The organism is Herbaspirillum hiltneri N3, from assembly GCF_001267925.1.
GTDB classification, from domain to species: domain Bacteria; phylum Pseudomonadota; class Gammaproteobacteria; order Burkholderiales; family Burkholderiaceae_D; genus Herbaspirillum; species Herbaspirillum hiltneri.
Genome location: NZ_CP011409.1, coordinates 4,939,497 through 4,965,474, shown reverse-complemented (window position 1 = coordinate 4,965,474; position 25,978 = coordinate 4,939,497). Strand labels below are relative to the sequence as shown.

At 57.8% G+C, this 25,978-nt stretch carries 22 protein-coding genes; 17 read left to right on the top strand and 5 right to left on the bottom strand.

From position 1 onward, the window contains the following. Positions 1-243 precede the first annotated feature (243 nt). From F506_RS22440 to F506_RS22425, 3 genes are all read right to left on the bottom strand, one after another. Positions 244-1,011 carry a class II glutamine amidotransferase gene (locus tag F506_RS22440; protein WP_053201084.1) on the bottom strand — a complete coding sequence of 256 codons (768 nt, stop codon included), beginning with the start codon at positions 1,009-1,011 and terminating at the stop codon, positions 244-246. A gap of 273 nt (positions 1,012-1,284) precedes the next feature. Further along, entirely contained in the window at positions 1,285-1,605 is a 321-nt protein-coding gene (locus F506_RS22435) for a hypothetical protein (protein WP_053201082.1), read from the bottom strand. A gap of 479 nt (positions 1,606-2,084) precedes the next feature. Beyond that, positions 2,085-2,330, bottom strand: a complete 246-nt coding sequence (locus F506_RS22425; protein WP_053201077.1) for a hypothetical protein — start codon at positions 2,328-2,330, stop codon at positions 2,085-2,087. Between the two features lie 164 nt (positions 2,331-2,494). Here F506_RS22425 and F506_RS22420 point away from each other — a divergent pair, with 164 nt between their 5' ends. Both F506_RS22420 and F506_RS22415 read left to right on the top strand, forming a co-directional pair. Continuing rightward, complete coding sequence (locus F506_RS22420) at positions 2,495-3,454, top strand: LysR family transcriptional regulator (RefSeq protein WP_053201076.1); 960 nt, start codon at positions 2,495-2,497, stop codon at positions 3,452-3,454. A 58-nt stretch (positions 3,455-3,512) separates the two neighbouring features. Further along, positions 3,513-5,543, top strand: coding sequence for an AsmA family protein (locus F506_RS22415; protein ID WP_053201074.1), 2,031 nt, complete (start codon positions 3,513-3,515; stop codon positions 5,541-5,543). Between the two features lie 341 nt (positions 5,544-5,884). On the opposite strand, the gene F506_RS22410 is transcribed toward F506_RS22415, so the two are convergent. Together F506_RS22410 and F506_RS22405 are read right to left on the bottom strand one after the other, a co-directional pair. Next, positions 5,885-6,193, bottom strand: a complete 309-nt coding sequence (locus F506_RS22410) for a 2Fe-2S iron-sulfur cluster-binding protein (RefSeq protein WP_053201853.1) — start codon at positions 6,191-6,193, stop codon at positions 5,885-5,887. 425 nt (positions 6,194-6,618) lie between these two features. Then, positions 6,619-7,500, bottom strand: a complete 882-nt coding sequence (locus F506_RS22405; RefSeq protein ID WP_053201071.1) for a LysR family transcriptional regulator — start codon at positions 7,498-7,500, stop codon at positions 6,619-6,621. 191 nt (positions 7,501-7,691) lie between these two features. Here F506_RS22405 and F506_RS22400 point away from each other — a divergent pair, with 191 nt between their 5' ends. The 15 genes from F506_RS22400 (at position 7,692) to F506_RS22330 (ending at position 25,899) form a co-directional block, all read left to right on the top strand. Further along, entirely contained in the window at positions 7,692-9,209 is a 1,518-nt protein-coding gene (locus F506_RS22400; protein WP_053201069.1) for a CoA-acylating methylmalonate-semialdehyde dehydrogenase, read from the top strand. A gap of 43 nt (positions 9,210-9,252) precedes the next feature. Further along, the gene (locus F506_RS22395; protein WP_053201067.1) at positions 9,253-10,899 is read left to right on the top strand and encodes a GMC family oxidoreductase; all 1,647 of its coding nucleotides are present in this window, start codon (positions 9,253-9,255) and stop codon (positions 10,897-10,899) included. A gap of 223 nt (positions 10,900-11,122) precedes the next feature. Continuing rightward, positions 11,123-11,893 (top strand): ABC transporter ATP-binding protein, encoded by a 771-nt coding sequence (locus F506_RS22390; RefSeq protein ID WP_053201065.1) that lies wholly within the window; start codon positions 11,123-11,125, stop codon positions 11,891-11,893. After that, positions 11,893-12,648, top strand: a complete 756-nt coding sequence (locus tag F506_RS22385; protein ID WP_053201063.1) for an ABC transporter ATP-binding protein — start codon at positions 11,893-11,895, stop codon at positions 12,646-12,648. The genes F506_RS22390 and F506_RS22385 overlap by 1 nt, the downstream gene beginning before the upstream one ends. Positions 12,649-12,907: 259 nt before the next feature. Beyond that, a complete protein-coding gene (locus F506_RS22380) occupies positions 12,908-14,119 on the top strand; it encodes an ABC transporter substrate-binding protein (protein ID WP_053201060.1) in 1,212 nt (403 codons plus the stop codon). A 159-nt stretch (positions 14,120-14,278) separates the two neighbouring features. Continuing rightward, positions 14,279-15,163 carry a branched-chain amino acid ABC transporter permease gene (locus tag F506_RS22375; protein ID WP_053201058.1) on the top strand — a complete coding sequence of 295 codons (885 nt, stop codon included), beginning with the start codon at positions 14,279-14,281 and terminating at the stop codon, positions 15,161-15,163. A 10-nt stretch (positions 15,164-15,173) separates the two neighbouring features. After that, the gene (locus F506_RS22370) at positions 15,174-16,166 is read left to right on the top strand and encodes a branched-chain amino acid ABC transporter permease (RefSeq protein ID WP_235471299.1); all 993 of its coding nucleotides are present in this window, start codon (positions 15,174-15,176) and stop codon (positions 16,164-16,166) included. 243 nt (positions 16,167-16,409) lie between these two features. Then, the gene (locus F506_RS22365) at positions 16,410-17,438 is read left to right on the top strand and encodes a helix-turn-helix domain-containing protein (protein ID WP_235471297.1); all 1,029 of its coding nucleotides are present in this window, start codon (positions 16,410-16,412) and stop codon (positions 17,436-17,438) included. Positions 17,439-17,579: 141 nt separating this feature from the next. Then, complete coding sequence (locus F506_RS22360; protein WP_235471575.1) at positions 17,580-18,464, top strand: ABC transporter substrate-binding protein; 885 nt, start codon at positions 17,580-17,582, stop codon at positions 18,462-18,464. A 21-nt stretch (positions 18,465-18,485) separates the two neighbouring features. Further along, the gene (locus tag F506_RS22355; RefSeq protein ID WP_053201052.1) at positions 18,486-20,003 is read left to right on the top strand and encodes a sugar ABC transporter ATP-binding protein; all 1,518 of its coding nucleotides are present in this window, start codon (positions 18,486-18,488) and stop codon (positions 20,001-20,003) included. After that, positions 19,969-20,997, top strand: coding sequence for an ABC transporter permease (locus F506_RS22350; protein WP_083458180.1), 1,029 nt, complete (start codon positions 19,969-19,971; stop codon positions 20,995-20,997). Before F506_RS22355 ends, F506_RS22350 begins: the two co-directional genes overlap by 35 nt. A gap of 79 nt (positions 20,998-21,076) precedes the next feature. After that, entirely contained in the window at positions 21,077-22,153 is a 1,077-nt protein-coding gene (locus tag F506_RS22345) for a zinc-binding dehydrogenase (protein WP_235471295.1), read from the top strand. 13 nt (positions 22,154-22,166) lie between these two features. Beyond that, positions 22,167-23,711, top strand: coding sequence for an FGGY-family carbohydrate kinase (locus F506_RS22340; RefSeq protein ID WP_053201047.1), 1,545 nt, complete (start codon positions 22,167-22,169; stop codon positions 23,709-23,711). Between the two features lie 22 nt (positions 23,712-23,733). Continuing rightward, positions 23,734-24,471 (top strand): SDR family oxidoreductase, encoded by a 738-nt coding sequence (locus F506_RS22335; protein WP_162490555.1) that lies wholly within the window; start codon positions 23,734-23,736, stop codon positions 24,469-24,471. 642 nt (positions 24,472-25,113) lie between these two features. Further along, a complete protein-coding gene (locus F506_RS22330) occupies positions 25,114-25,899 on the top strand; it encodes a sulfite exporter TauE/SafE family protein (RefSeq protein ID WP_053201044.1) in 786 nt (261 codons plus the stop codon). The last annotated feature ends 79 nt before the right edge of the window (positions 25,900-25,978 follow it).

Genomic DNA, 25,978 nt, shown 5'->3' with positions numbered 1-25,978 from the left:
TATAAAAAACGGGTGGGATGCGTGTTGACCGGCTTGGGCTGAAGGAATCCTGGAGCGCCCGATATCAACACCATAAGGGCGCCATTCTACTCTGACCGGCAAAAGTTATCCACAGGCTGGGGCGGTTTTTGACAGAGTAAAAATGTATATCGATAGCCGGCAAAAGCTTCGCCGGAAATATCGAAGGAGTGCGACATAAAGAGGCAGGCGGCAAGGAGGGAAAACTCTTGCCGCCTGGACAATCTATTCCACCACGGCGCCGTCGACGAAGACTTTCAGCTCGCCTTGGGCGAACTGGGTCCAGGTCTCGTTGGTGGTGAGCGGCTGGGTCACGATGACCGCGACGCGGTCGTTGGCGGTGGTGAGTTCGGAGAAGTCTACCGACACGTCCTGGTCGGACAGGTGGGCCGAGGCGAACGGATGCTGGCGGATGATGTAGTACAGATTGGTGGAGCAATGCGAGAACAGCGCCGAACCATCCGACAACAGCATGTTAAATGGCCCATGTCCGGCGATATATGCCGTAAGTTCGCGCAACACCGGCGTTAATTCGGCCAGGGACGGCAAGGTCTCGCCAAAGCGCTTGCGCAGCTCCTGCAACAGGTAGCAAAACGCCAGTTCGCTGTCGGTAGTGCCGACCGGGCGATAAGGGCCGTCGAGCGCGGGGGTGAAATTCTTCAGGTCGCCGTTGTGGGCGAATACCCAGTAGCGTCCCCACAATTCGCGCACGAAGGGATGGCAGTTGGCCAGCGAGACGCGGCCTTGCGTGGCTTTGCGGATGTGGGCGATGACGTGCTGCGATTTGATCGGACAGCTCTTGATCAGCTCGGCCACCGGCGAACTGACCGCCGACTGGTAGTCGACAAAGTGACGCACGCCGGAGCCTTCAAAGAATGCGATGCCCCAGCCGTCGCTGTGGTGATCCGTCAGGCCGCCGCGGGTTGCAAAACCGGTGAAGCTGAAAACGATGTCGGTGGGCGTGTTGCAATTCATCCCGAGTAACTGGCACATGATGTCGACGAGGTGTTGAGGCTGGAGTAGCGGAAATACGAAGGAGATCAGGCCCCTACGTTATCACGCGGGCATGGTGCAAGAAAGCCGTCAGGCCCCAAAACCCGGCTGATTTCCACAAATACCTTGGCGCACATAAAAAAAGCCCCACGAATTGGGGCTCGTGGGGCTAATCCTTCCTGAAGAGGGAGGAGGAGACGCGGTACTTACTGCTTGATCGGTACTAATAAACTCTGGCGCCTGATGGCGGCTATCGTCTGCTATCTGCGGCGATCAGTTGTCGCGCGCGGCCAGGTTGCGCAGCTCGGCTGCGAAATTCGGTTGGCTGCCGCTGTAATCATTGGCCATGCGGTTGAGCATGCGAACGCCGCTGAAACGGTGTGCGGCGACACGTTGCTCGAACGACTTGCGCGGCACGAAGAAGGCGACCACGGCGCGCATGATGCCGGCCAGCAAGGGCTTGAACACCATGAGCAGCGTCACGAGCGCGCCCAGGCCCAGCAAGGGGCGCGTCAGCGCGATGCCGGCTCCGATCAGCGATTGCGCGACCGGCACGGCGGCTTCAACTGGAAAGGCGATGGCGAGGACTGACATGATATTGATTTCCCTGATATGAAACTGCTTTTGAGCTCGATTGCTTTGTTGTTGCATTGCAGTATAGGTTTTCCGGCACGGGATAGCCAATTTAGACTGGGGATATCAGATATAGGTATTGTGAATAAAGCCGGGGATGCAGTATGCTCAAGGCTTGTGGAGGGGGCTCTCGAACAATCACCGGACTTCATAGACAAAAAAATCCCCGCGAAGCCGAAGCTTGCGGGGAAATCCTTCCTAAAGAGGGAGGAGGAGACGCCGGACAGATTCCCATGTCGCGCGATCGCTGCGGGCTTGTTTGCCTGCATACGCGCCAGGACGCGGGCCTGAGAAACTCAGGACTGAAACCGTTGTTGCCCTACAGAACTGCTGAAATGCGTCGTTACCGGTTGGTTCCGCGCACTACGCGCCGTGCTGTAGTGTTGCTGCAAATGCTTGTTGCTGCTCTATACCCAGATACTCAGATACCTGGATGCAGATCAGCCGCGCGATGCGATGAAACGCAGTTCGGCTGCCAGGTTAGGCTGGCTGGATTCGAACTTGTTGGCCAGGCGGTTCAGTTGCGAAGCGCCTTCGACCTTGCTGTTGTAGTCAGCGGTCATCAGAGCGGCTTGCGATTCGTGGGCTTGGACGAAGCGAACGAAGATGTTGCGCAGGGCGGCGCCGAACTTGCTGGAACCGGCTGCAGTAGTCTTCGAAGAGTAATTGGCGGTCAATGTAGTCATGATGGACTCCTTGCGAAATGTGTTATGTTGCATTGCAGTGTAATGACGACCGACTGCCTTTACCAATTTCGTTTTCAGATATCAGTTATACCTTTTGTGAATAGCGTTTTTTTGACCTTGAAGATTTTTCTCTCCTCCTCTCTGCCTTATGGGGCGCGGCTGACATGAGCTTCCTTACTCTTGACCTTAACCTGTTGCGCGTCTTTGACGCGGTGATGACGGAGCAGAACCTGACGCGCGCGGCCAATCTGCTGGCGATGACCCAGCCGGCCGTGTCAAACGCGTTGCGCCGGCTGCGCGACACGCTCAACGATGAACTCGTGATACGCACCGCGCACGGCGTCAAGCCGACGCCGCGCGCCGAAGAGTTGTGGCCGACCGTGCGCCGCGCGCTGTCGGAACTGGAAGCGGTGATCACGCCTGAGACCTTCGACGTGACGCGCGCACAAAACACCTTCCGCATGGCGATGGTCGATGCGACTGCGGCGCTGTGGCTGCCATCGCTGGTGCGCACCATCATGCGCGATGCGCCGCGCCTGAAAATCCGCATGATGCCGCTGACCACGCGCGATCCGCGCGCCATGCTGCTGCGCGGCGACGTCGATCTGGCAGTGGGATTTTTCCCGGGCGTGACGGCGCAGCTGGCCGACGGCCAGGGCACGGTCAAGACGCAGATCAGCCACGAACGTTTGTACACCGGCCAATATGTGTGCGTGATGCACAAGAACCATCCGCTGGCCGACAAGGAACTGACGCTCGACAATTATTGCGCCGCCGACCACTTGCTGGTCAGTCTGTCAGGCAAACCCCATGCCGTGATTGACGATGTCCTCGCCGGCATGGGACGCGAACGTAAGATTCTGCTGACGGTGAACCAGTTCTTCACTGCCGGTCGCATCGTCGCCAGTTCGGAGCTGATTACGGTGTTGCCGCGCCATCTGATTGCCGCCACCGGCATGACGGAAGTCCTTGTGGTGAAAGAGCTTCCGTTCAAGACGCCGGAAGAACATGTGGACATGCTGTGGCACGAACGGGACGCGAGAAATCCGGCTCACAAATGGCTGCGCGCGCATTTAGTTGCAACAACTCATGACGAATTCGGTCGTATCAACATGAAGCGCTGACGACCGCCTGAATTTTCCTTGATGCCGTCGGCGCAGTCACTCACCTTCAGGATGGTTTATGCCACGGACATCAAAAATAATCGGATTCAGTCTGGCCGGCGTCATTGCGCTGATCGTGTTGCTGGTCATTCTGATCATCACCTTCGACTGGAATCGCGCGCGGCCGTGGATCAACCAGCGCGTCAGCGACGCCACCGGACGCCACTTCGCTATCCAGGGCGATCTCGTCGTCAAATGGCGGGCACCTGATTCTCCGCAGACCAGCTGGGCCAGATGGATCCCGTGGCCGCATGTGAGCGCCAACGACATCGTGCTCGGCAATCCCGATTGGGCGCCGGCCAACTCCAACATGGCGACGGTCAAACAACTCAACGTCACGCTCAATCCGTGGCCGCTGCTGCAGCACAAGATCGTGCTGCCCGATCTCGAAGCGCAGGATCCTTACCTGCAATTGCTGCGCAGGAAAGACGCCGTCAACAACTGGACGTTCAAGTCCGACGACAGTCCGTCGACCTGGCAATTCCGTCCTGAAAAAATCGTCATCCGCAAAGGCGTGGTTGAGCTCGACGACGCGATTCAAAAAGCACGCGCGCGCGCTGAAATCGATACGCTCGATCCCGACAAGGAAAAAATCTACGGCATCGGCTGGAGTGTGAAGGGCTCGTTCAACAAGGCCGACATCAACGGCGAAGGCAAGGCCGGCGGCGTGTTGTCGCTGCAGGATGAAAGCAAACCGTATCCGCTCGAAGCCGATGTGCGCGTCGGCAAGACGCGCATCGCCGTCAAGGGCACGCTGACCAAGCCGCAGGAGTTGGCCGCGCTAGACCTGCAGCTGAACCTGTCGGGCGACAGCATGGCGCATCTGTTTCCGCTGACCGGCGTGCTGCTGCCGGAAACGCCGCCATTTTCCACCTCCGGCCATCTGATCGGCAAACTCAATACGGTGGGTCAGAAGAACGGCAGCACTTGGACCTATGAAAAATTCAAGGGCCAGGTCGGTTCCAGCGACATCGGCGGTACGCTCGAATATCAATCGAAAGAACCGCGTCCCCTGCTGCAGGGTGAAGTGGTATCGAACCTGCTGCGCTTTGAAGACCTGGGCCCGCTGATCGGCGCCGACTCCAACGCCAGCAAGGAAAAGCGCGGTGCGGAAGAGCGCCAGCCGGCCGACAAGGTGTTGCCGGTCAAGGAATTCCAGACCGAAGCCTGGGGTGCGATCGACGCCGACGTCAAGCTGACTGCACATCGCGTGGTCAAGGAAAAGGATCTGCCGGTCAACAACATTCAGGCCGATCTGCACCTGAAGGACAAAGTCTTGTCGCTGACGCCGCTGAACTTCGGCATCGCCGGCGGCAACCTGACGTCGAACATGCGGCTGGACGGCCGCGAGCCGAAGATGAAATCCGACGTCAAACTGTCGGCGCGACGCATCAAGATCCAGCAGTTGTTCCCTAATCTCAATGCGGCCCAGACCAGTTTCGGTGAGATCAACGGCGACGCGGCGTTGACGGCGACCGGCAATTCGGTGGCGGCAATGCTGGGTTCCTCCAACGGCGAACTGAAGACGCTGATCAATCACGGCGCCATCAGCAAGCTGCTGCTGGAAGAGATGGGTCTCAACATCGGCAACGTGGTGGTGTCCAAGCTGTTCGGCGACAAGCAGGTCAAGCTCAATTGCATGGCCGGTGATTTCACCGTGACCAACGGCCTGGCGCAGGCGCGCACGTTCACGCTGGATACCGAGGACGCAATCATCACCATCACCGGCGACGTCAACCTGGCGCAGGAACAGCTGAACCTGACCATCAATCCGCGCAGCAAGGGCTTGCGCATCATTTCGCTGCGCTCACCCCTGTATGTGACCGGTCCGTTCAAGGATCCGAACGTCGGCGTCGACAAGGGCGTGCTGGCGCTGAAGACCGGAGGCGCAATCGCTCTGGGTGTGCTGGCGCCGGTGGCGGCGATCCTCCCGCTGATCAATATCAGCGGTGAACAACAAACGGATTGCGCCAATCTTTTGCAAGAAGTGCAAAAAAAACCGACTGCGCCTCCACCCGGCAAAACCAGGCCAGAGGCGGCCAGGCGGTAGATTGTCGTTTGGCAATACGAATTCTTATCAGAACGTCATCCTGTGGATAACTTTGTGAATAAGGTTTGCGCGGATTGGGGATAGTTGACGAGTTTTACACAGGCGCGATTTCTGTCCCCGAACTGTTCTTTTGTCATACAAGACTTGCCAAGCGTTTATGAATTTCGCAAGTCGATGATTCAATGACGATTTACCGGGTTATCCACAGAAAAGGCGCTGCGTTAACTACTACTACTATTTATATATATATAAACTTTTATATAAAAACCAGAAACCCTGAAAACCCGCTTTCTTTCCAAACGGGTTAAAAAATTGAAAAACACTTCAAAAGCCGAAGATGCTCATTTCAGGGAAAGAGCATCCGGTGCATCAATGACCAAGTCCGATTCGGCAACCGCCACGCAGGGCAACAAATAGCCTTCGGCTTTTTCTTCCCTGGTCAGACCGGGCCAGTCGATCTGGTAACTGATTTCCCCGCTTTTCAACATGCACAGGCAAGTGCGGCATGTCCCATTTCGGCAAGAACTGGGCAAACGTATTTGCGCTCGCAAAGCCGCCTGAAGCAAAGAACTTTCCGCACCGGCTTCAAATTCCAATCCTGAAGGCAGCAAGGAGACCTTGTAGGCATGTTTGGGTATTGGTTCATCCATGGGCATTGGAAAAATCTGTTTGGCTCTGGAGCTTGATTGAAGGCCATCCATGCCGAAAAGGCGAATCTGGATGGATACAGGTCTATTGTTTTGGTTTGATTAACAAAATACCAATAAAAACAGCTATTTTCAGCTAATCTGTGGATAAGTCTTTGGATAACTCGGGTGTGAATTGGGGATAGCTCAAGAGTTTTGCACAGCGTGCATTTCTCTCCAACATCTGTTCTTTTGCCATACAAGACTTGCCAAGCACTTATGAATTTCGCAAGTCGATGATTCGATGAAGGTTTACCCGGTTATCCACAGAAAAGTGCCTGTGTTAACTACTACTACTATTTATATATATAAACTATTAATTTAAAAACCAAATCACCTCATTTTCGGGAAACCTGAAAAATTCCTTTCTGGAAACCTACATAAAAAACTCAGCTCCAGACGTTCTGCAACAAGGCAAACACCGCGCTGATGGCTGGTTCATTCCTGCGTTTCTCCAGCGCAATGAAAGACAGTTCGGTAGAAAGATCCACCGCATCCGCGATCACCAGCCCGTGTGCATGGGACTGGCTCAGCGCAATCGACTCGCGCGCCAGCGACAGGCCGACACCGGATTTCACCAGATCCAGCATGGAGGATTCCTGATCGACCAGCGCGACGGTATTGGGCGTCAGCTTGTATTGCGTGAAAACCCGGTTTAGCAGACGGTGATGCGCGGACTCCGGTGGGGTCCAGATCCAGGGAAGCTGTGCCAGCTCCTTCCAGCCCTTGCCAGCGACGCGGTTCTTCCAACCGGCGGGGGCGATGACGTTGTAGGTGAACGGCGTCAGGGTGAGGCTGTGGAAGCCCTTGCCGGGCGTTCCCAGGAAGAAGCCGACGTCGAGTTCGCCGTTTTTCACCAATTGCAGCACCGAACCGGACATATGATGTTGAAGACGTGTGGACAGTTGGGGATAACGTTCGACCAGCAGCTTGAGGAAGGCGCCAAGACGGATGAATTCGGGATCGAGGATGGTTCCCAGCGATAAGGTGCCGCTCAGGGTGCCGGCGCTGGTGTGGAGGGCATCGGCGTGCTGGTGGAATTCCTGCAGGGTGTTGAGTACGCGTTCCGCGACCGGCAACAGCTTGCTGCCTTCGTTGGTCAGCCGCATGCCGGCGCTGGTGCGCACGAACAATTGCAGCTTGAGCCGTTCTTGCAGGAGTTTGATCTGGAGGCTGACGGCCGGCTGGGTGACGTGGAGCCGGTCGGCGGCGCGCGTCAGGTTACCTTCCTCGGCGACGGCGATAAAAGCGCGTAACTGCGTGAAATCCATGGCTAAATGCGGAAAAAGAAGAATAAACAGCCAGGTGGAAACCTTCGCTGGCCGCATTATTATCAGCGATTCTTATATTGCTGTTGATAATAACTGATTGGATTCATCTGAATCTACGCGATATTCTCCCAAAACAAGATAAATACGCCATTTTTTCCAATCTGACATTACTTCATACCAAAGGGACGCTTATGACTGCCGCACCATCCACGATTCAGCATTACATCAATGGCCGCATCGCGCCGTCCGAAAGCGGACGCCGGCAGGACGTATTCAACCCGGCGACCGGCGAAGTCTCCGGCCAGGTCGTATTGGCCTCGACAGCGGAAGTCAATGCGGCGGTCGCTTCCGCCAGCGCCGCTGCGCCTGGCTGGGCCGAGACCGCGCCGTTGAAGCGCGCCCGCGTGCTGTTCAAGTTCAAGGAGCTGATCGAGCAGCATCACGACGATCTGGCTGCCGCGATCACGCGTGAACACGGCAAGGTGTTTTCCGATGCCAAGGGCGAAGTTACGCGCGGCCTGGAAATCGTCGAGTTCGCTTGCGGCGTGCCGCAATTGCTGAAGACCCAGTTCACCGACAACATTGGCGGCGGCATCGACAACTGGAATCTGCGCCAGCCGCTGGGCGTCACCGCCGGCATCACGCCGTTCAATTTCCCCGTCATGGTGCCGCTGTGGATGGCGCCGATGGCGATCGCTACCGGCAACAGCTTCATCCTCAAGCCGTCCGAGCGCGATCCGACGCCGTCGCTGATGCTGGCCGACCTGTTCAAGCGCGCCGGTTTGCCGGATGGCGTGTTCAATGTGGTCCAGGGCGACAAGGTGGCGGTCGATGCGCTGCTGCAGCATCCGGAGGTGCAGGCGATTTCCTTCGTCGGCTCGACGCCGATTGCGGAATACATTTACAGCGAGGCGACCAAGCGCGCCGGCACTTTCCCGTTGCGTGCGCAAGCGCTGGGCGGCGCCAAGAATCACCTGGTGGTGATGCCCGACGCCAACCTGGAGCAGGCGGTCGATGCGCTGATCGGTGCGGCCTACGGTTCGGCCGGCGAACGCTGCATGGCGATTTCGGTGGCGGTGGCAGTCGGCAGCGTGGCCGACAAGCTGGTAGAAGCGCTGATTCCGCGCGTGAAAGCCCTGAAGATCAAGAACGGCATGGAAGCCGACGCCGAAATGGGCCCGCTGGTCACTGCGGCGCACAAGGCTAAGGTGGAAGGCTACATCGACGACGGCGTCAACGCCGGCGCCAAGCTGCTGGTCGACGGCCGCGGCATCAAGGTGCCGGGTCATGAAAACGGCTTCTACGTCGGCGGCACCTTGTTCGACCACGTCACGCCGGACATGAAGATCTACAAGGAAGAAATTTTCGGACCGGTGCTGTGCGTGGTGCGCGTGCCCGATTTCGCCGAAGCGGTGCGGCTGATCAATGCACATGAGTACGGCAACGGCGTGTCGCTGTTCACCGCCGACGGCAACACGGCGCATGAGTTCTCGCGCCGCATCCAGGTCGGCATGGTCGGCATCAACGTGCCGATTCCGGTGCCGATGGCCTGGCATTCGTTCGGCGGCTGGAAGCGTTCGCTGTTCGGCGATACGCATGCTTATGGCGAAGAGGGCATCAAGTTCTATACGCGATATAAGTCCATTATGCAGCGCTGGTCGGCTACTATCGGCAAGGGCGCGGAATTTACGATGCCGGTGGCGAAATAATTGCGCAGCAAAACCAAGCGATAAAAATAACGGAGACAGGAATATGGAGTCAGCAGGTAAATACGATTACATCATCGTCGGTGGCGGCACGGCTGGTTGCGTGCTGGCCAACCGCCTGAGCAAGGATCGCGGCGTCAGGGTGCTGCTGATCGAGGCGGGCGCCAAGGATGATTACCTGTGGATCCATATTCCTGTCGGTTACCTGTATTGCATCAACAATCCGCGCACCGACTGGCTGTATCGCACCGAAGCCGATGTCGGCCTCAACGGCCGCAGCCTGATTTATCCGCGCGGTAAAGTGTTGGGCGGCTGCTCGTCGATCAACGGCATGATCTACATGCGCGGCCAGGAACGCGACTACAACGAGTGGGCGCAACTGACCGGCGACGACAGCTGGCGCTGGGATCAGGTGCTGCCGCTGTTCAAGAAGAGCGAAGACCATTACAAGGGCGCCGACCAGTTCCACGGCGCCGGCGGCGAATGGCGCGTCGAGAAGCAGCGGCTGTCGTGGGAAATCCTCGACGCCTTCCGCGATGCGGCGGCGCAAACCGGCATTCCCAAGATCGACGATTTCAATCGCGGCGACAACGAGGGCAGTTCCTATTTCGACGTCAATCAAAAACGCGGCATCCGCTGGAACGCATCGAAGGCATTTTTGAAACCGGCCATGAAAAGCGGCAACCTCGACATCATGACCGGCTCGCACGTGAAGCGCCTGCGCATTGAACAACGCGAAGTCAATGGAATAAGCGGTCCCGTGTGCGTCGGTGTGGAATTCACTGGCGGCGGCAGCGAGTGGTATGCCGAATCGACCTGCGAAACCATTCTCGCCGCCGGTGCGGTGGGTTCGCCGCATCTCCTGCAGTTGTCCGGAATCGGTCCGGTCGCCTTGCTGCAGCAACATCAGATTCCGGTGGTGAAGGAACTCGCCGGCGTCGGTGAAAATCTGCAGGATCATCTGCAGATCCGCATGGCATTCAAGGTGAAGGGCGTGAAGACGCTCAACATGATGGCCGGCAACTGGTACGGCAAGATGATGATCGGCGTGCAGTACGCGATGTTCCAGAGCGGCCCGATGTCGATGGCGCCGTCGCAGCTCGGCGTGTTCGCCAAGTCCGATCCGTCGCAAAGCAGCGCCAACCTCGAATATCACGTGCAGCCCTTGTCGCTGGAAAAATTCGGCGATCCGCTGCATCCGTTCCCGGCGTTCACCGCCAGCGTCTGCAACCTGCGTCCGACTTCGCGCGGGCATATCCGACTGGGTAGCAATGACGGTGCTTTAGCGCCAAAAATCACGCTCAATTATCTGAGCACGGAAGCCGATCGCAAGGTTGCCGCCGACTCGCTCAAACTGACCCGAAAAATCGTCTCCGCGCCGGCGTTGCGAAAGTACCAACCCGATGAATGCAAGCCCGGTGTGGAATACCAGTCTGAGGAAGAGTTATACAAGGCCGCCGGCGAAATCGGCACGACGATTTTCCATCCGGTCGGCACCTGCAAGATGGGTCGCGCCGACGACTTGCACGCCGTGACGGACAGTCAGCTGCGCGTGCGCGGCGTAGGCGGGCTGCGGGTTGTAGACGCGTCCGTGATGCCCACCATCACCTCCGGCAACACCAACTCTCCGACCCTGATGATTGCCGAAAAGGCAGCAGAATTGATCCGCGCAGCACGGCGCGGAACACCCTGAAAGTTGCGCCGAAAATAAAATTTCCGACCTTTCCCCAATACGGTACTTATACGTATTGTAGTAATGGTACGACTCGGCTACTATGCGCCAGATATTAAAAAAATAAGACTCTCGCACGAGAGCCTCACAGGCTCAGATTGCGGCGCCAGAAGCGTAGCGATTTACACAAGGCGGCCTTGCGGACACACGCAAGGTATTCATGGGAAGAATGAGAAGAGACACTATGACAGATGTCATTCTGGAGACAAAAAACCTGACGAAGGAATTCAAGGGTTTTACAGCAGTAAGCAAAGTCAACCTGCAAGTCGAGCGCGGCCATATCCATGCGCTGATCGGCCCGAACGGCGCCGGCAAGACGACGTGCTTCAACCTGCTGACCAAATTCCTGGTGCCGACCTCGGGCCAGATCCTGTTCAACGGCCGTGACATCACGATGGAAGCGCCGGCGCAGATTGCGCGCCAGGGCATCATCCGTTCGTTCCAGATTTCCGCGGTGTTTCCCCACCTGAGCGTGATGGAGAATGTGCGCATCGGTTTGCAGCGCACGCTCGGCACCTCCTTCCATTTCTGGAAGAGCAGCGACAGCCTGAAGCAACTCAACGACCGCGCCATGGCCTTGCTCGACGAAGTCGACCTGACCAGTTTCGCCGATACGCTGACCGTCGATTTGCCGTACGGCCGCAAGCGCGCACTGGAAATCGCCACGACGCTGGCGATGGAACCCGAACTGATGCTGCTCGATGAACCGACCCAGGGCATGGGCCACGAAGACGTCGATCGCGTGACGGCGCTGATCAAGAAGGTTTCCGCCGGCCGCACCATCCTGATGGTGGAACACAACATGAACGTCATCGCCGGCATCTGCGACCGCATCAGCGTGCTGCAACGCGGCGCCGTGCTGGCCGAAGGCACGTATGACCAGGTATCGAAGAATCCGCAGGTGATGGAAGCCTACATGGGCACCACTGCCGGCGCGCTGGAAGGAGCACACTGATGAGCACGGCGACAATGCAACAAGGCGGCGTGGCCTCCACCGGCAGCGGCACGGCCGCGCTGGAGATCTCCGACCTGCAATCCTGGTACGGCGAATCGCACATCCTGCACAACGTCAACCTGTCGGTGAACAAAGGTGAAGTGGTGACGCTGCTGGGCCGCAACGGCGCCGGCCGCACCACGACGCTGCGTTCCATCATGGGACTGGTCGGCGCGCGCAAGGGCTCGATCAAGATCAACGGCAATGAAACCATCGCCATGCCGACCTACAAGATCGCGCATCAGGGTGTCGGTTATTGTCCGGAAGAGCGCGGCATCTTCTCATCGCTGTCGGCGGAAGAGAACCTGATGCTGCCGCCGTTCGTATCGAAGACAGACAAGGGCATGTCGATCGAAGAGATCTACGACATGTTCCCCAACCTCAAGGAACGCCGCAACAGCCAGGGCACGCGTTTGTCCGGCGGTGAACAGCAGATGCTGGCGGTGGCGCGCATCCTGCGCACGGGCGCCCGCCTGTTGCTGCTCGACGAGATTTCCGAAGGCCTGGCGCCGGTGATCGTGCAGGCGCTGGCGCGCATGATCCTCATGCTCAAGGCCAAGGGTTACACGATTGTGATGGTGGAACAGAACTTCCGCTTTGCCGCGCCCCTGGCTGATCGTTTCTATGTGATGGAACACGGCCAGATCGTCGAGTCGTTCGCTTCTTCGGAACTCGAGTCGAAGACGCAGAAGCTCAATGAGCTGCTGGGCGTTTGAGTAAAGCAGAGGCGGATCATCGTTTCGCTAGTTTCGCTGGTTTCGCTATCCAAGCTGTCGCATCATTATTCTGAATTAACAAAGCAGTCATAAAAAGAATGCACCATGGTTCGTGGATCATGGTGCGACGAGCGGTCGCGTGATCATTCATGCGCCCGTTTGTAAAAATCGGCATTACGCACGTATTGAATAAATACTTATTGAGCGGGCATCACAAACGTTACCAGCATCACTGGCGTTATAACAAAAGGAGATGGAAATGAAGTTAAAGGCAATGTCACTCGCCGTGTCGACTGCAGCAGCAGCGTTCGCATTCGCGGCACCGGCTTCGGCGCAAATTTCCGGAGACGTGATCAAGATCGGTTTCATCACCGACATCTCCGGCGTCTATTCGGACATCGACGGCCAGGGCGGTGCGGAAGCGATCAAGTTCGCGATCGCCGACATGGGCGGTTCGATCAACGGCAAGAAAATCGAACTGGTTGTCGCCGATCACCAGAACAAGGCTGACGTCGCCGCCAGCAAGTCGCGCGAATGGTTCGACCAGCAGGGCGTTGACGTCCTGATCGGCGGCACCAATTCCGGCACGGCGCTGGCAATGGCCAAGGTCGCCAACGAAAAGAAAAAGGTCTTCATCGAAAACGGCGCCGGCTCGGCTCGCCTGACCAATGAAGAATGCTCGCCTTACACCGTCCACTACGCCTACGACACCGTCGCGCTGGCCAAAGGCACCGGTTCGGCAGTCGTGAAGCAGGGCGGCAAGAGCTGGTTCTTCCTGACCGCCGACTACGCGTTCGGCCACTCGCTGGAAAGCGACACCAGCAACGTCGTCAAGGCATCGGGCGGCACGGTCGTGGGTTCGGTCAAGCATCCACTGGGCGCATCCGACTTCTCGTCCTTCCTGCTGCAGGCGCAGACTTCCAAGGCCCAGATCATCGGCCTGGCCAACGCCGGCGGCGACTTCATCAACTCGGTGAAGGCAGCCAACGAGTTCGGCATCACCAAGACCGCCAAGCTGGCCGGCCTGCTGGTGTTCATCAACGACGTGCACTCGCTGACGCCGAAGCTGACCCAGGGCATGTACCTGACCGACAGCTGGTACTGGGACACCAACGACGAGACTCGCAAGTTCGCCAAGCGCTACTTCGAAAAGCAAAAGAAGATGCCGTCGAGCCTGCAAGCGGCCGACTACTCCGCCGCGCTGCAATACCTGCAAGCGGTGAAGGCTGCCGGTACGGATGATTCGGACAAGGTCATGGCACAACTGCGCAAGACCAAGTTCAACGACGTGTTCCAGAAGAACGGCTACCTGCGCGCCGACGGCCGCGTGGTCCATGACATGTACCTGTACCAGGTCAAGACACCGGCCGAGTCCAAGTATCCATGGGACTACTACAAGCTGGTCCAGACCATCCCTGGAGAACAAGCCTGGACCACCAAGGCTGAATCCAAGTGCTCGGCCTGGAAATAATCCGCCGGTAATCGACGGACAATCAACGCACCAAAAGGATCTGTCATTTCTGATTTCTGTTGAAGAATCGGGATGACAGATTTTTCTTGTTGTATTTGATAAGCCGGAAGCGAGCGGTCCGCCGCGCAACTTCCGGTCAATCGGAATGAATGAGTTTCTATGGAATTATTCGGCATACCCCTGCAAGCCTTGTTGAGCCAGCTGCTGTTGGGCCTCGTGAACGGTTCGTTCTACGCGATGCTGTCGCTGGGACTGGCGGTCATCTTCGGCCTGCTCAACGTGATCAACTTTGCACACGGCACCCTTTACATGCTCGGCGCGTTCGCGGCATGGATAGGCTTGAGCTATTTCAATATCAATTACTGGGTGATGCTGATTCTGGCGCCGCTCATCGTCGGCGCATTCGGCATCGTGATCGAAAAGACCATGCTGCGCTGGCTCTACAAGCTCGATCACCTTTACGGTCTGCTGCTGACCTTCGGCATCACGCTGATGGTGGAAGGCATCTTCCGTTCGATCTACGGCGTCTCCGGTCAACCTTACTCTGTGCCTGACGCACTGCAGGGCGCCACCAACCTCGGGTTCATGGTCTTGCCGAACTACCGTGCCTGGGTTGTGCTGGCGTCGGTGGTGGTGTGTTTCTCGACCTGGTTCGTGATCGAAAAGACCCGTCTGGGCGCCTACCTGCGCGCCGGCACTGAGAACCCGAAGCTGGTGGAAGCCTTCGGCATCAACGTGCCGCTGATGGTGACCCTGACCTACGGCTTCGGCGTGGCGCTGGCGGCATTTGCCGGCGTGCTGGCGGCGCCGGTGATTCAGGTGTCGCCGCTGATGGGCTCGAACCTGATCATCGTGGTGTTTGCGGTGGTGGTGATCGGCGGGATGGGATCCATCCTCGGCTCGATCGTCACCGGCCTGGGCCTGGGCGTGATCGAAGGCCTGACCCGCGTGTTTTATCCGGAACTGTCGGCAACCGTCGTGTTCATCATCATGGCCATCGTGCTGATGATTCGTCCGGCCGGTCTGTTCGGTAAAGAGAAATAAGGCGCACAAGATGAACAACCCATTGAACAAGAAACTTTTTTACGGCGTGCTGCTGATCCTCGCGTTGCTGGCGCCGTTCGGCCTGTATCCGGTGTTCCTGATGAAGATGCTGTGTTTCGCGCTGTTCGCGTGCGCCTTCAATCTGCTGATCGGCTACACCGGCCTGCTGTCGTTCGGCCATGCCGCTTTCTTCGGCGGCGCCGGTTACGTCGCCGGTCAGGCGATCAAGGCCTGGGGCGTGCCGACTGAAATCGGCCTGATTCTGGGTACGCTGACAGGCGCGCTGATCGGTCTGGTGATGGGCCTGCTGGCGATTCGCCGCCAGGGCATCTACTTCACCATGATCACCCTGGCGCTGGCGCAAATGCTGTTCTTCGTTGCGCTGCAGGCGCCGTTCACCGGCGGCGAAGATGGCCTGCAAGGCATCCCGCGCGGCAAGCTGCTTGGCTTCATCGATCTGTCCAGCGACATGACCTTGTACTACGTCGTGCTGGCGATCGCGATTGCCGGCTTTGCCCTGATCGTGCGGACCATTCACTCGCCGTTCGGCCAGGTGCTCAAGGCGATCAAGGAAAACGAGCCGCGCGCGATCTCGCTGGGCTACGACGTTGACCGCTACAAACTGCTGGCGTTTGTGCTGTCGGCGGCGCTGACCGGTCTGGCGGGTTCGACCAAGGCGCTGGTGCTGGGTTTCGAAACGCTGACCGATGTGCACTGGAGCATGTCGGGCCTGGTGGTGCTGATGACGCTGGTCGGCGGCCTGGGCACGATCGTCGGTCCTATCGTCGGCGCGGTGATCATCATCATGCTGGAGAACAAGCTGGGCGACATCGGCAACTGGCTGGCCGGCGTGACGCACATCGAGTGGTTCAATACGCTGGGCGACTCGGTCACCATCGTGACGGGCTTCATCTTCATCGTCTGCGTGCTGGCGTTCCGCCGCGGTATCGTGGGCGAGATCCTGCACCTGTTCGGCAAACGTTCGCCGACTGCATCACACTAGTTTGTCGCTCAGGCCGGCTTGCCGGCTAGAGCAATCGCAACAACCGCAGCAATCACTGCCGCCGCACAGTTCAGACTGTCCGGCGGCAGTTTCATTTGAACTCGCACGGACATGGCGTGCAGCAAGGGAGAGTGCGTGCTGTTTTCGTCACGATAACACTGCCGTCCATGCTCATCTGAACGCGGTTCTTTCAAGCATCGGTTGCATCAATCTAGTCAAAAAAGTATCTGAATCTTCAAGTATTTGTATTGGCGTAACTGTGCGCGACTCTCTATATTAGGAATCATAAAAAAGAGCGGCAAGCCAAAACAAGGAGACAGTACGATGAAAGGTTGTATCTCGGACAGTGGCGTCGGGCATGGGCGTGCAACAAACCTTGCTGCGCTGCCGGATCTGGAACTGGTGGATGTGCGTCGGAACGAGTCTTTCACGATCTGGTCGCATGGTTATCCGTATCGGACGGTGCGCTGGCACTTTCATCCCGAATACGAAATCCAGTTTATCACCGCGACCAGCGGTAAATATTTTGTTGGCGATTTCATCGGCCAATTCGAACCCGGTAATCTGGTGCTACTGGGACCGAACCTTCCGCACAACTGGGTCAGCGATGTCGCTCCCGGCGAACAGGTGCCCGAGCGTGGCCTCATCATCCAGTTCCCCAGCGAGTTCATCAACAACGGCATCCACGCATTCGCCGAATTACACGAACTGGAAGACCTGTTGCTTGATGCCCAGGCCGGGCTGGTGTTTACCGCTGCTACCGGCGCCGCAGCCGAATCCATCATGCGCCAGTTGCTGACGGCCCAAGGATGTAAGCGGATACAACTGTTCCTGGCCTTGTTTGATCTGATGATCGCCGATGCCGGCCGCATGCCGTTGGCTAGTCCCGGCTATGTGCCGGATGCGCTGGCGTACATGTCGTCGCGGCTGAATCATGTATTGCGTTTCATTGCTGAGAATCTTGATACCGACTTGCGCGAATCCGTGCTGGCGGAACTGGCGCAGCAAAGCACTAGCGCGTTTTCGCGATCATTCCGCAAACATACCGGCATGAGTTGCATCCAGTACATCAACCAGTTGCGCATCAACGGCGCGTGCGAATTGCTGATGCAGGGCGACCTGGGCATTACGGATATCTGTTTCCGCGTCGGCTTCAACAACGTTTCCAATTTCAATCGCCATTTCCTGATACAGAAGGGCGTTTCGCCGTCCGCCTTTCGTAAGTACCAGGAGATCAACATGGCGTCGCGCAATCTTGCGCAAGCCGCCTGAATGGCGGGTACACGCGAGTACGTAAGCGCGTGTTTCTACAGCGGCTGCGCATCGTTTCATTCACTGTCAGGCAATCAAAGGAGATCAAGCATGTTCCATCCCCGTCGGTCGCATTTTTGTAAATTCGTGTCATCGATCTGCATGGCATTTGGTTTCACCGGCCTGTCGTTTTCGGTTTCAGCGGCACCGCCATTGAAGATCGGTTTGTCTTTGCAGGAGATGAACAATCCCTACTTCGTCACCATGAAAAAGGCTGCTGAAGAAGCCGCTACCAGCATCGGTGCCACGCTGATCGTGACGGATGCGCGGCACGACATTGCCAAGCAGACCAGCGATGTGGAAGACCTGATTCAAAAGAAGATTGATATCCTGCTGCTCAATCCGACCGATTCCGTCGGCATACAGTCGGCGGTGAAGTCAGCCAAGAAGGCCGGTATCGTGGTCGTTACCGTGGATGCCAATGCGCAAGGCCCGGTCGATTCCTTCGTCGGCTCCAAGAACTTTGATGCCGGTCAGGCGGCCTGTACGTATCTGGCGAATACCCTGAAGGGCAAGGGAGATGTCGCCATTCTCGACGGCATTCCGGTCGTTCCTATTCTGGAGCGTGTGCGCGGCTGCAAGGCAGCGTTCACCAATTTCCCCGGCATCAAGTTGGTCGCTACGCAAAACGGTAAGCAGGAGCGCGACCAGGCTCTGAGCGTGACGGAAAACATCTTGCAATCGCATCCCCGGCTGCAAGGCATGTTCAGCGTCAACGATATCGGCGCGCTGGGAGCATTGTCAGCGATCGAATCGAGCGGCAAGGACGTCAAGCTGGTGAGTGTGGATGGCGCGCCGGATGCGATCAAGGCGATCCTGAAGAGCAATGCCAAATTCATCGCGACCGCCGCGCAATATCCGCGCGATCAGATCAGGCTGGCACTCGGCGTGGCGCTGGCGAAGAAGTGGGGGGCGACGCCGCCGGCGACCATTCCCGTGGACATCAAGCTGATCGACAGAGAACAGGCCGCCAGTTTCCGCTGGTAAGTATGCGCTACTGAGATAATCATGCACACCATTCTGGAATTGCAGGGCATCTGCAAACAGTTCGGCCGGATCAAGGCGCTTAACGGCGTTGATCTGGCAGTCGCCGGCGGCGAGATTCACGCGCTGCTCGGCGAGAACGGCGCGGGTAAATCGACGCTGATGAAGATACTGGGCGGTGTCCACCGTCCAGATCAGGGCCGCATCATCGTGGGCGGCGAGGAGCGGCATTTTACCAGTTACCATGACGCGATCAAGTCGGGCGTCGCGATCATCTTTCAGGAATTCAGCCTGATACCTTATCTCAACGCGGTGGACAACATGTTCCTCGGCCGCGAGATGCGCAACACCTTTGGCCTGTTGTCGAGAACGATGATGCGCAGACGCGCGGAAGCGATTTTCCGGCGTCTTGGCGTCACGATCGATTTGTCGATGGAGGTCAGGCGCTTGAGCCTGGCGCAGCAGCAGTTCGTGGAGATCGGCAAGGCCTTGTCGCTGGAGGCGCGCATCCTGATTCTCGATGAACCGACGGCGACGCTGACGCCAGCGGAAGCCGCGCATCTGTTCACGGTGATGCGTGAACTGAAACGGTTGGGCGTGGCGATGATCTTCATCTCGCACCATATGGAAGAGATTTTCGAAGTCTGTGATCGCGTTACGGTGTTGCGCGACGGTGCTTATGTTGGCAGTGCGGAGGTGGTGGCGACGACGGTAGACGATCTGGTGGAAATGATGGTCGGTCGGCGTTTGCAAAATACCTTTCCTCCCAAAACGGCGGCGCGCATGTCGACGTCAATGAGAACCGCGATGGATGTGCGCGCCATACAATTGCGTCGTGACGGTCCGGTTAATCGTTTTCAGTTGCGTGAGGGCGAGATACTCGGCTTCGCCGGTCTGGTCGGCTCCGGCCGCACCGAGCTGGCATTGGGGCTGATCGGTGCGGATCCGTGTCATCGCAAGGATGTATCGGTACACGGCGTGACGATGGCCTTGCACGATCCCGCCGAGGCGCTGGTCGCCGGCGTCGGTCTGCTGCCGGAGAATCGCAAGACCGAGGGACTGATTCTCGACTTCAGTATCAAGGACAACATTTCGCTTAACAACCTGCAGAAGTATTGCAGCGCTTTGCCGTTCATTCGGCGCGGCGCAGAGCGCGAGGATGCGCAATGCATGTCTCGCGATATCGATATCAAGGCGCCGGACGTGTTTGCTCGCGTGGGCAATCTGAGTGGCGGCAATCAGCAAAAGGTCGTCATTGCGCGCTGGCTCAATCACCATTGCAAGATTTTGATTTTCGATGAGCCGACACGTGGCATCGACGTCGGCGCCAAGGCGGAAATCTATCGCTTGATGCGACGGCTGACGGTACAAGGCTACGCGGTCATCATGATCTCTTCCGAACTGCCGGAGATCGTCGGCATGTGCGATCGCGTCGCTGTGTTCCGGCAAGGAGCGATCGTCACCATTCTGGAGGGAGACTCCATTCAATCTAACGAGGTAATGCGCCATGCAACCACAGGTTCGCGACTTGAATTCGTCTGAATCACACAAAGTAGATACCGGCATTGATGTCAGCGTCGGGATCAGAACGCGCATCTCACTGGCGCGTTTCGCCAAAGGACCGGTGTGTTATCCGCTGGTCGGACTGATGATGGTGTGCCTGGTGATGGTGACGATGACGGATGCATTTCTGACGCCAGACAATTTGATCAACGTCGGCCGGCAAGTATCTATCAACGCCATCATCGCGGTCGGCATGACCTGCGTCATCCTGAGCGGCGGCATCGATTTGTCGGTGGGGTCGGTGATGGCATTGTCGGGTACGCTGACTGCCGCACTGATGATTGCCGCCGTGCCGCCGGCGCTGGCGATACCGATCGGTTTTGCCGTTGGTATCGCCGTCGGCCTGGTGAACGGCTTTTGCATTGCCTATGCCGGAATGCCGCCGATCATCGTGACGCTGGCGACCATGGGTATCGCGCGCGGCATTGCGCTGGTGGCGACCGGCGGCTATCCAATCGACGGGTTGCCTGATTGGTTCGAGTTCTTCGGTCGCGGCGACGTATTCGGTTTGCAGACGCCAATCTTGATCATGCTGTTGGTGTTCGCCGTCATGTATGTGGTGCTCGACCACACGCCATTCGGGCGCTACGTCTACGCTCTCGGCGGCAATGAAGAAGCGGCGCGTCTGAGTGGCGTGCGGGTGGCGCGTTACAAGCTGCTTGTCTACGCCATCAGCGGGCTGTGCGCGTCAATCGCCGGACTGGTTCTGACGTCTCGCCTGATGAGCGGTCAGCCGAATGCGGGCGTGTCGTTCGAACTCGATGCGATCGCCGCTGTGGTGATAGGCGGCACGTCGATCAGCGGCGGGCGCGGCTCCATCATCGGCACGCTGATCGGGGCGATGCTGCTGGGCGTGCTGAACAATGGCCTGAACATGATCGGCGTCTCTCCGTATGTGCAGAACATCATCAAGGGCGTGATCATTCTGCTTGCCATTTATATCAGCCGGGAGCGCAGCAAGCGGCTGAGCTGATTGTATTCGTCTCCGCCCATTCCTTTCTATCTCTCTTCATCATCCTTCAGGAGAAAAAATGCAGTATTCAGCAGTGGACATGAAAGCCGTCGTTTGCCACGGTCCCAAGGACTATCGTTTGCAAACGATTCGTTGTCCGCAGGCGGGGCGCAATGAGCTGGTGATCCGGATCGGCGCATGCGGTATTTGCGCCAGCGATTGCAAGTGCCATTCCGGGGCGGCGATGTTCTGGGGCGGCGACGGTCAGGACTCCTGGGTCAAGCCGCCGGTGGTGGCGGGCCATGAATTTTTCGGCTACGTCGCCGCGTTGGGCGAGGGTGCCGCCGAGCACTTTGGCGTGCAGCAGGGCGATCGCGTGATAGCTGAACAGATCGTGCCTTGCGAAGCATGCCTGTTCTGCAAGACGGGCAAGTACTGGATGTGTGAAGTCCACAACATCTTCGGCTTCCAGCGAGAAGTCGCCGATGGAGGCATGGCGGAATACATGCGCTTGCCGTCGAACGCGGTGGTGCACAAGATCCCGATGGACATGCCGTTGGAAGACGCGGCAATCATCGAACCGTTGTCCTGCGCCATTCATACCGTCAATCGCGGCGACATTCAGCTCGACGATGTGGTGGTGATCGCCGGAGCGGGTCCGCTGGGACTGATGATGACCCAAGTGGCGAAACTGAAGACGCCGAAGAAACTGGTGGTCGTCGATCTGGTGCCGGAACGACTGGCGCTGGCGCGCGAATTCGGCGCCGATGTGGTCATCGATCCGACCAAGGAAGACGCTTTGGCGGTGATCAAGGGATTGACCGGAGGTTATGGCTGCGATGTCTATATCGAGACCACCGGCGTGCCCGCAGGCGTAACCCAAGGGCTGCAACTGATCCGCCGCTTGGGGCGCTTCGTGGAGTTTAGCGTGTTCGGGAAGGAAACCAGCGCGGACTGGTCCATCATCGGCGACCGCAAGGAGCTCGATGTGCGTGGCGCGCATCTCGGTCCTTATTGCTATCCCGTAGCGATTGATCTGCTGGCACGCGGGCTGGTGACGTCAAAGGGGATCGTCACTCACAGCTTCCCGCTGGAAAAATGGGAAGAGGCTTTCGCCTTGGCGAATTCGGTGGCGTCCATCAAGGTGCTACTCAAGCCGGCCGTCAACGATTGCTAGGACGCCGGGCCATATGCATTATGTGATTGGCGTCGACATCGGGACGCAAAGTACCAAGGCTCTGTGCATAGACGCAACGGACGGCAGGATCGTCGCTCAACATACCCGGGCTTATGCCGTGGAAACGCCGCAACCGATGTGGGCCGAGCAATGGCCGGATGTCTGGTTTCAGGCAGTCAGCGATTGCATCCGGCATTGCGTGGCGCAAGCCGCCGCCGCCGGTATTTCGGCGACTGCCATTCGCGCGTTGTGCGTCAGCAGTCTGTATGGCGGTTCGGGCATTCCGGTGGATGCGGAGATGCGGCCTTTGCATCCCTGCCTGATCTGGATGGATCGGCGCGCCGACGACGAGGTCAAGTGGGTGCGACGGCATGTCGATCTGGAGCGGCTGGCGGTGTTGACAGGTAACGGCGTCGACAGCTACTACGGCTACACCAAGATGCTGTGGCTGAAGAACCGGCGCCCAGAAGTATGGGCGAAAACACGTTATTTTCTGCCGCCGAACAGTTATGTCAATTATTTGCTGACTGGCGAATTGGCGGTGGACCACAGCTCGGCGGGCAACATCGGCGGGGTGTACGACATTACGCAGCGTTGCTGGTCAACGGAGGCGATGGCAATGCTGGGCATTCCGCCGATGCTGATGCCTGAGCGGCTGATCGCCAGCAGCGATGTGGTTGGCCCGTTGTTGCCGTCGCAGGCGATGGCGTTGGGTCTTGCCGCAGGCACGCCAGTGATTGCGGGCGGCGTAGATGCTGCGATGGCGACGTTTGCTGCCGGCGTCACCAAGGCCGGCAATCATGTGGCGATGATCGGCACCAGCATGTGCTGGGGCTATATCAACCAGCAAGTCGACGCCGGTCACGGTCTGATCAGCATGCCGCACGTGTACAACGGTTTGCAGGATCTCTACATTTTTGGCGGCGCGATTACGGCGGGTGCAGCAGTGAGCTGGTTTTTGGAGCAATTCTGCCAGGCTGAAATGACGGAGGCGTTACGCAGCGATGTCGATCCGCATTTTCTGTTGGAGCGGGACGCCGCTGCGATTGCGCCGGGCGCTGAGGGTATCGTGTTCTTGCCCTATCTGATGGGCGAGCGCGGCCCGATCTGGGATGCCAAGGCCAGTGGCGCTTTTGTTGGACTGAGTCTATATCATCGGCGTGCGCATTTATATCGCGCCGTGCTGGAAGGTGTGGCATTCGCGCTCAAGCACAACATCGACGCTGGCGCCTGCGGTGCACAGTTCCTCGATGAACGGCTGGTGGTAGTCGGAGGCGCCAGCCATTCCAATTTGTGGATGCAGATCATTGCAGACGTCACAGGTTATCCGGTCTATACCATCGACGACAATGTCGAAGCGGCATTGGGAGCAGCGTTGCTGGCGGCTTTCGGCGTGGGTCTGATCGATACGTCTCAGGTCGAAAAGGGGTGGGCACGGCTGCGCTTGAGAACGACGCCGGATATCGCAGCCAGCCGGCGCTACCAGCATATTTTTGCGCAATATCGCGGGCTATATCCAAGTCTGAAATCAGCGATGCATCAATTGCATGCGTGCTGATCATTTGCCATTTCCTTAAGGAATAATCATGCTCTTTGATGTTGCAAAAAGAAAATATGTTGTCACGGGCGCCACCAGTGGCATTGGTGAAGTCACGGCAAGGCTGTTGCGGTCATGCGGCGCTGCCGTTGTTGCGGTAGGTCGGCAAAAAGACAAACTGGCGTTGCTGAAGGAGGAGATCGGCTGTGAAACGCTGGTGCTGGACATCGCCGATGACCGGGCAATGGAAGTGGCGTTGCAGGATGTCCGAGGTATCGACGGCCTGGTTAATTGCTCCGGCATATCGGTGCTGGAAAATTCGCTAGCATTGACCTCCGAAAATTTCGATCGGGTGATGCAGGTTAATGCTCGCGGTACAGCCATGATGTCGCGGCATGTCGCGGCGACCATGATCAGGGAAGGGCGCAGCGGCAGTATCGTCAATGTTTCCAGTCAGGCGGCCCTGGTTGCGTTGGACGATCATCTCGCCTATTGCGCATCGAAGGCGGCGATGGATGCCATCACGCGCGTCATGTGTGCAGAACTCGGTCCGCACAGAATCCGCGTCAACAGTGTCAATCCTACGGTAACGCTGACGCCGATGGCATTGCAGGCCTGGGCCGATCCTGAGAAAAACCGGCGGGTTCTGGAAGCCATTCCTTTACGCAAGTTCGCTGCACCCGAAGATGTGGCGGCGCCCATCCTGTTCCTGTTGAGCGATGCTGCGGCGATGATCAGTGGTGTGAGCTTGCCGATCGATGGGGGTTACACCTCGCAATGAGTCGGAGGCGTTCGTCGACGGCAAGAAGGCAATCACTGCCGCTGCACAGTTCAGACTGTCCGGCGGCAGTTTTCATTTCACGCCGGTCGGTTTGCTTGTAGCGTGTCACTCCGCGCAATAATGCAGCAATTGTATTCCGGAGAATTGAAGGGCAGTGCCCCAGACCGACGAGCAAATTGGGATTTTGAAGTGTCGCGGTGTTCCGCCCAGATCGTCATGATCGAGGCGGTTGCCGGCTCGGGTAAAACCACCACGTTGGCGATAGTTATCAAATAGTTAATTTTTCGCGCGGTGTGGATATTGTCTATTCCACCGCCGATCTTGAGATGGCGTTCCCGAATGCACACAGTACCTGCCGTCGGGGAAATCCTATCGTTTCGGGACTTCACTGTCCAAGCTGGCGCAGCGTCTTGATGGATCGTGTGCGCAAGTAACGTTCGCCGCGACATGCTGTCGGCTACCTCATGGGAGTGGAGAAGCACGGGTCACAGGAGTAAAATGCTTGTCGCTCTGACAGTGCCGTCGGCTCGCTTCGCGGCTCTGGATGTCAGGCTGAGCCGACAAGCACTTCCTTCCCCATTTACCGAAAGCCCTCGATGTCGTTGTTTTTCCCGCGCAGTATCTTCACGCAGACAGGTCGTTATGGCTGACCTTTTTCCTGCTCTCTTTTCCAATTATTTGATTCTCTGTCTCGGCGCCTTCGTCGCCGGCCTGGTTGATGCGGTGGTCGGCGGCGGCGGCCTGGTGCTGATTCCGACCTTGTTCTCGGTTTTTCCCAATGTCGCGCCGGCGACGCTGCTCGGCACCAACAAGGTGGCCGGCGTCATGGGCACCAGTGCCGCTGCGATCAATTTCGCCCGTAAGGTTCGCATCCATTGGGCGGCGGCGGCGCCTGCGGCGTTGGCCGCATTTGCCTTGTCCTTTTCCGGTGCCTACCTTGTTACGCATGTGCCGACCGATATGATGCGTAAGGCTTTGCCGTTTGTCTTGCTAGCGGTGGCGATCTATACCCTGAAGAAGAAAGACTTCGGTCAGCACCATGCGCCGTTATTGTCCGGGAGCAAGGAAAAACTCTACGCTGTTCTGGTTGGTGCCGGGGTAGGGTTCTACGACGGCTTGTTCGGACCGGGTACCGGCAGCTTCTTTGTATTCCTTTTCGTCCGGATCTTTGGCTATGATTTCCTGCGTGCCTCGGCGGTGTCCAAGGTGGTGAACATTGCGACCAATCTGGCGGCGCTGCTCTGGTTCTCGTATAGCGGCCACGTGATCTGGCAGTTGGGTCTGTTGATGGCGGTGTTCAATATCGGCGGTTCCTTGGTCGGTACGCGCTTGGCGATGAAGCACGGCAGCAGCTTCGTCCGCAAACTCTTCTTGTTCGTGGTGGGCGCGCTGATTTTGAAGACCGGCTACGACGCATTTCTAAAATGAGAGCCGCATAGATTCCGGCGATTGTTTCACGTGGAACAATCGCCGGAGGATATTGATGTAGTTAAAAAGGGAGGCCAAG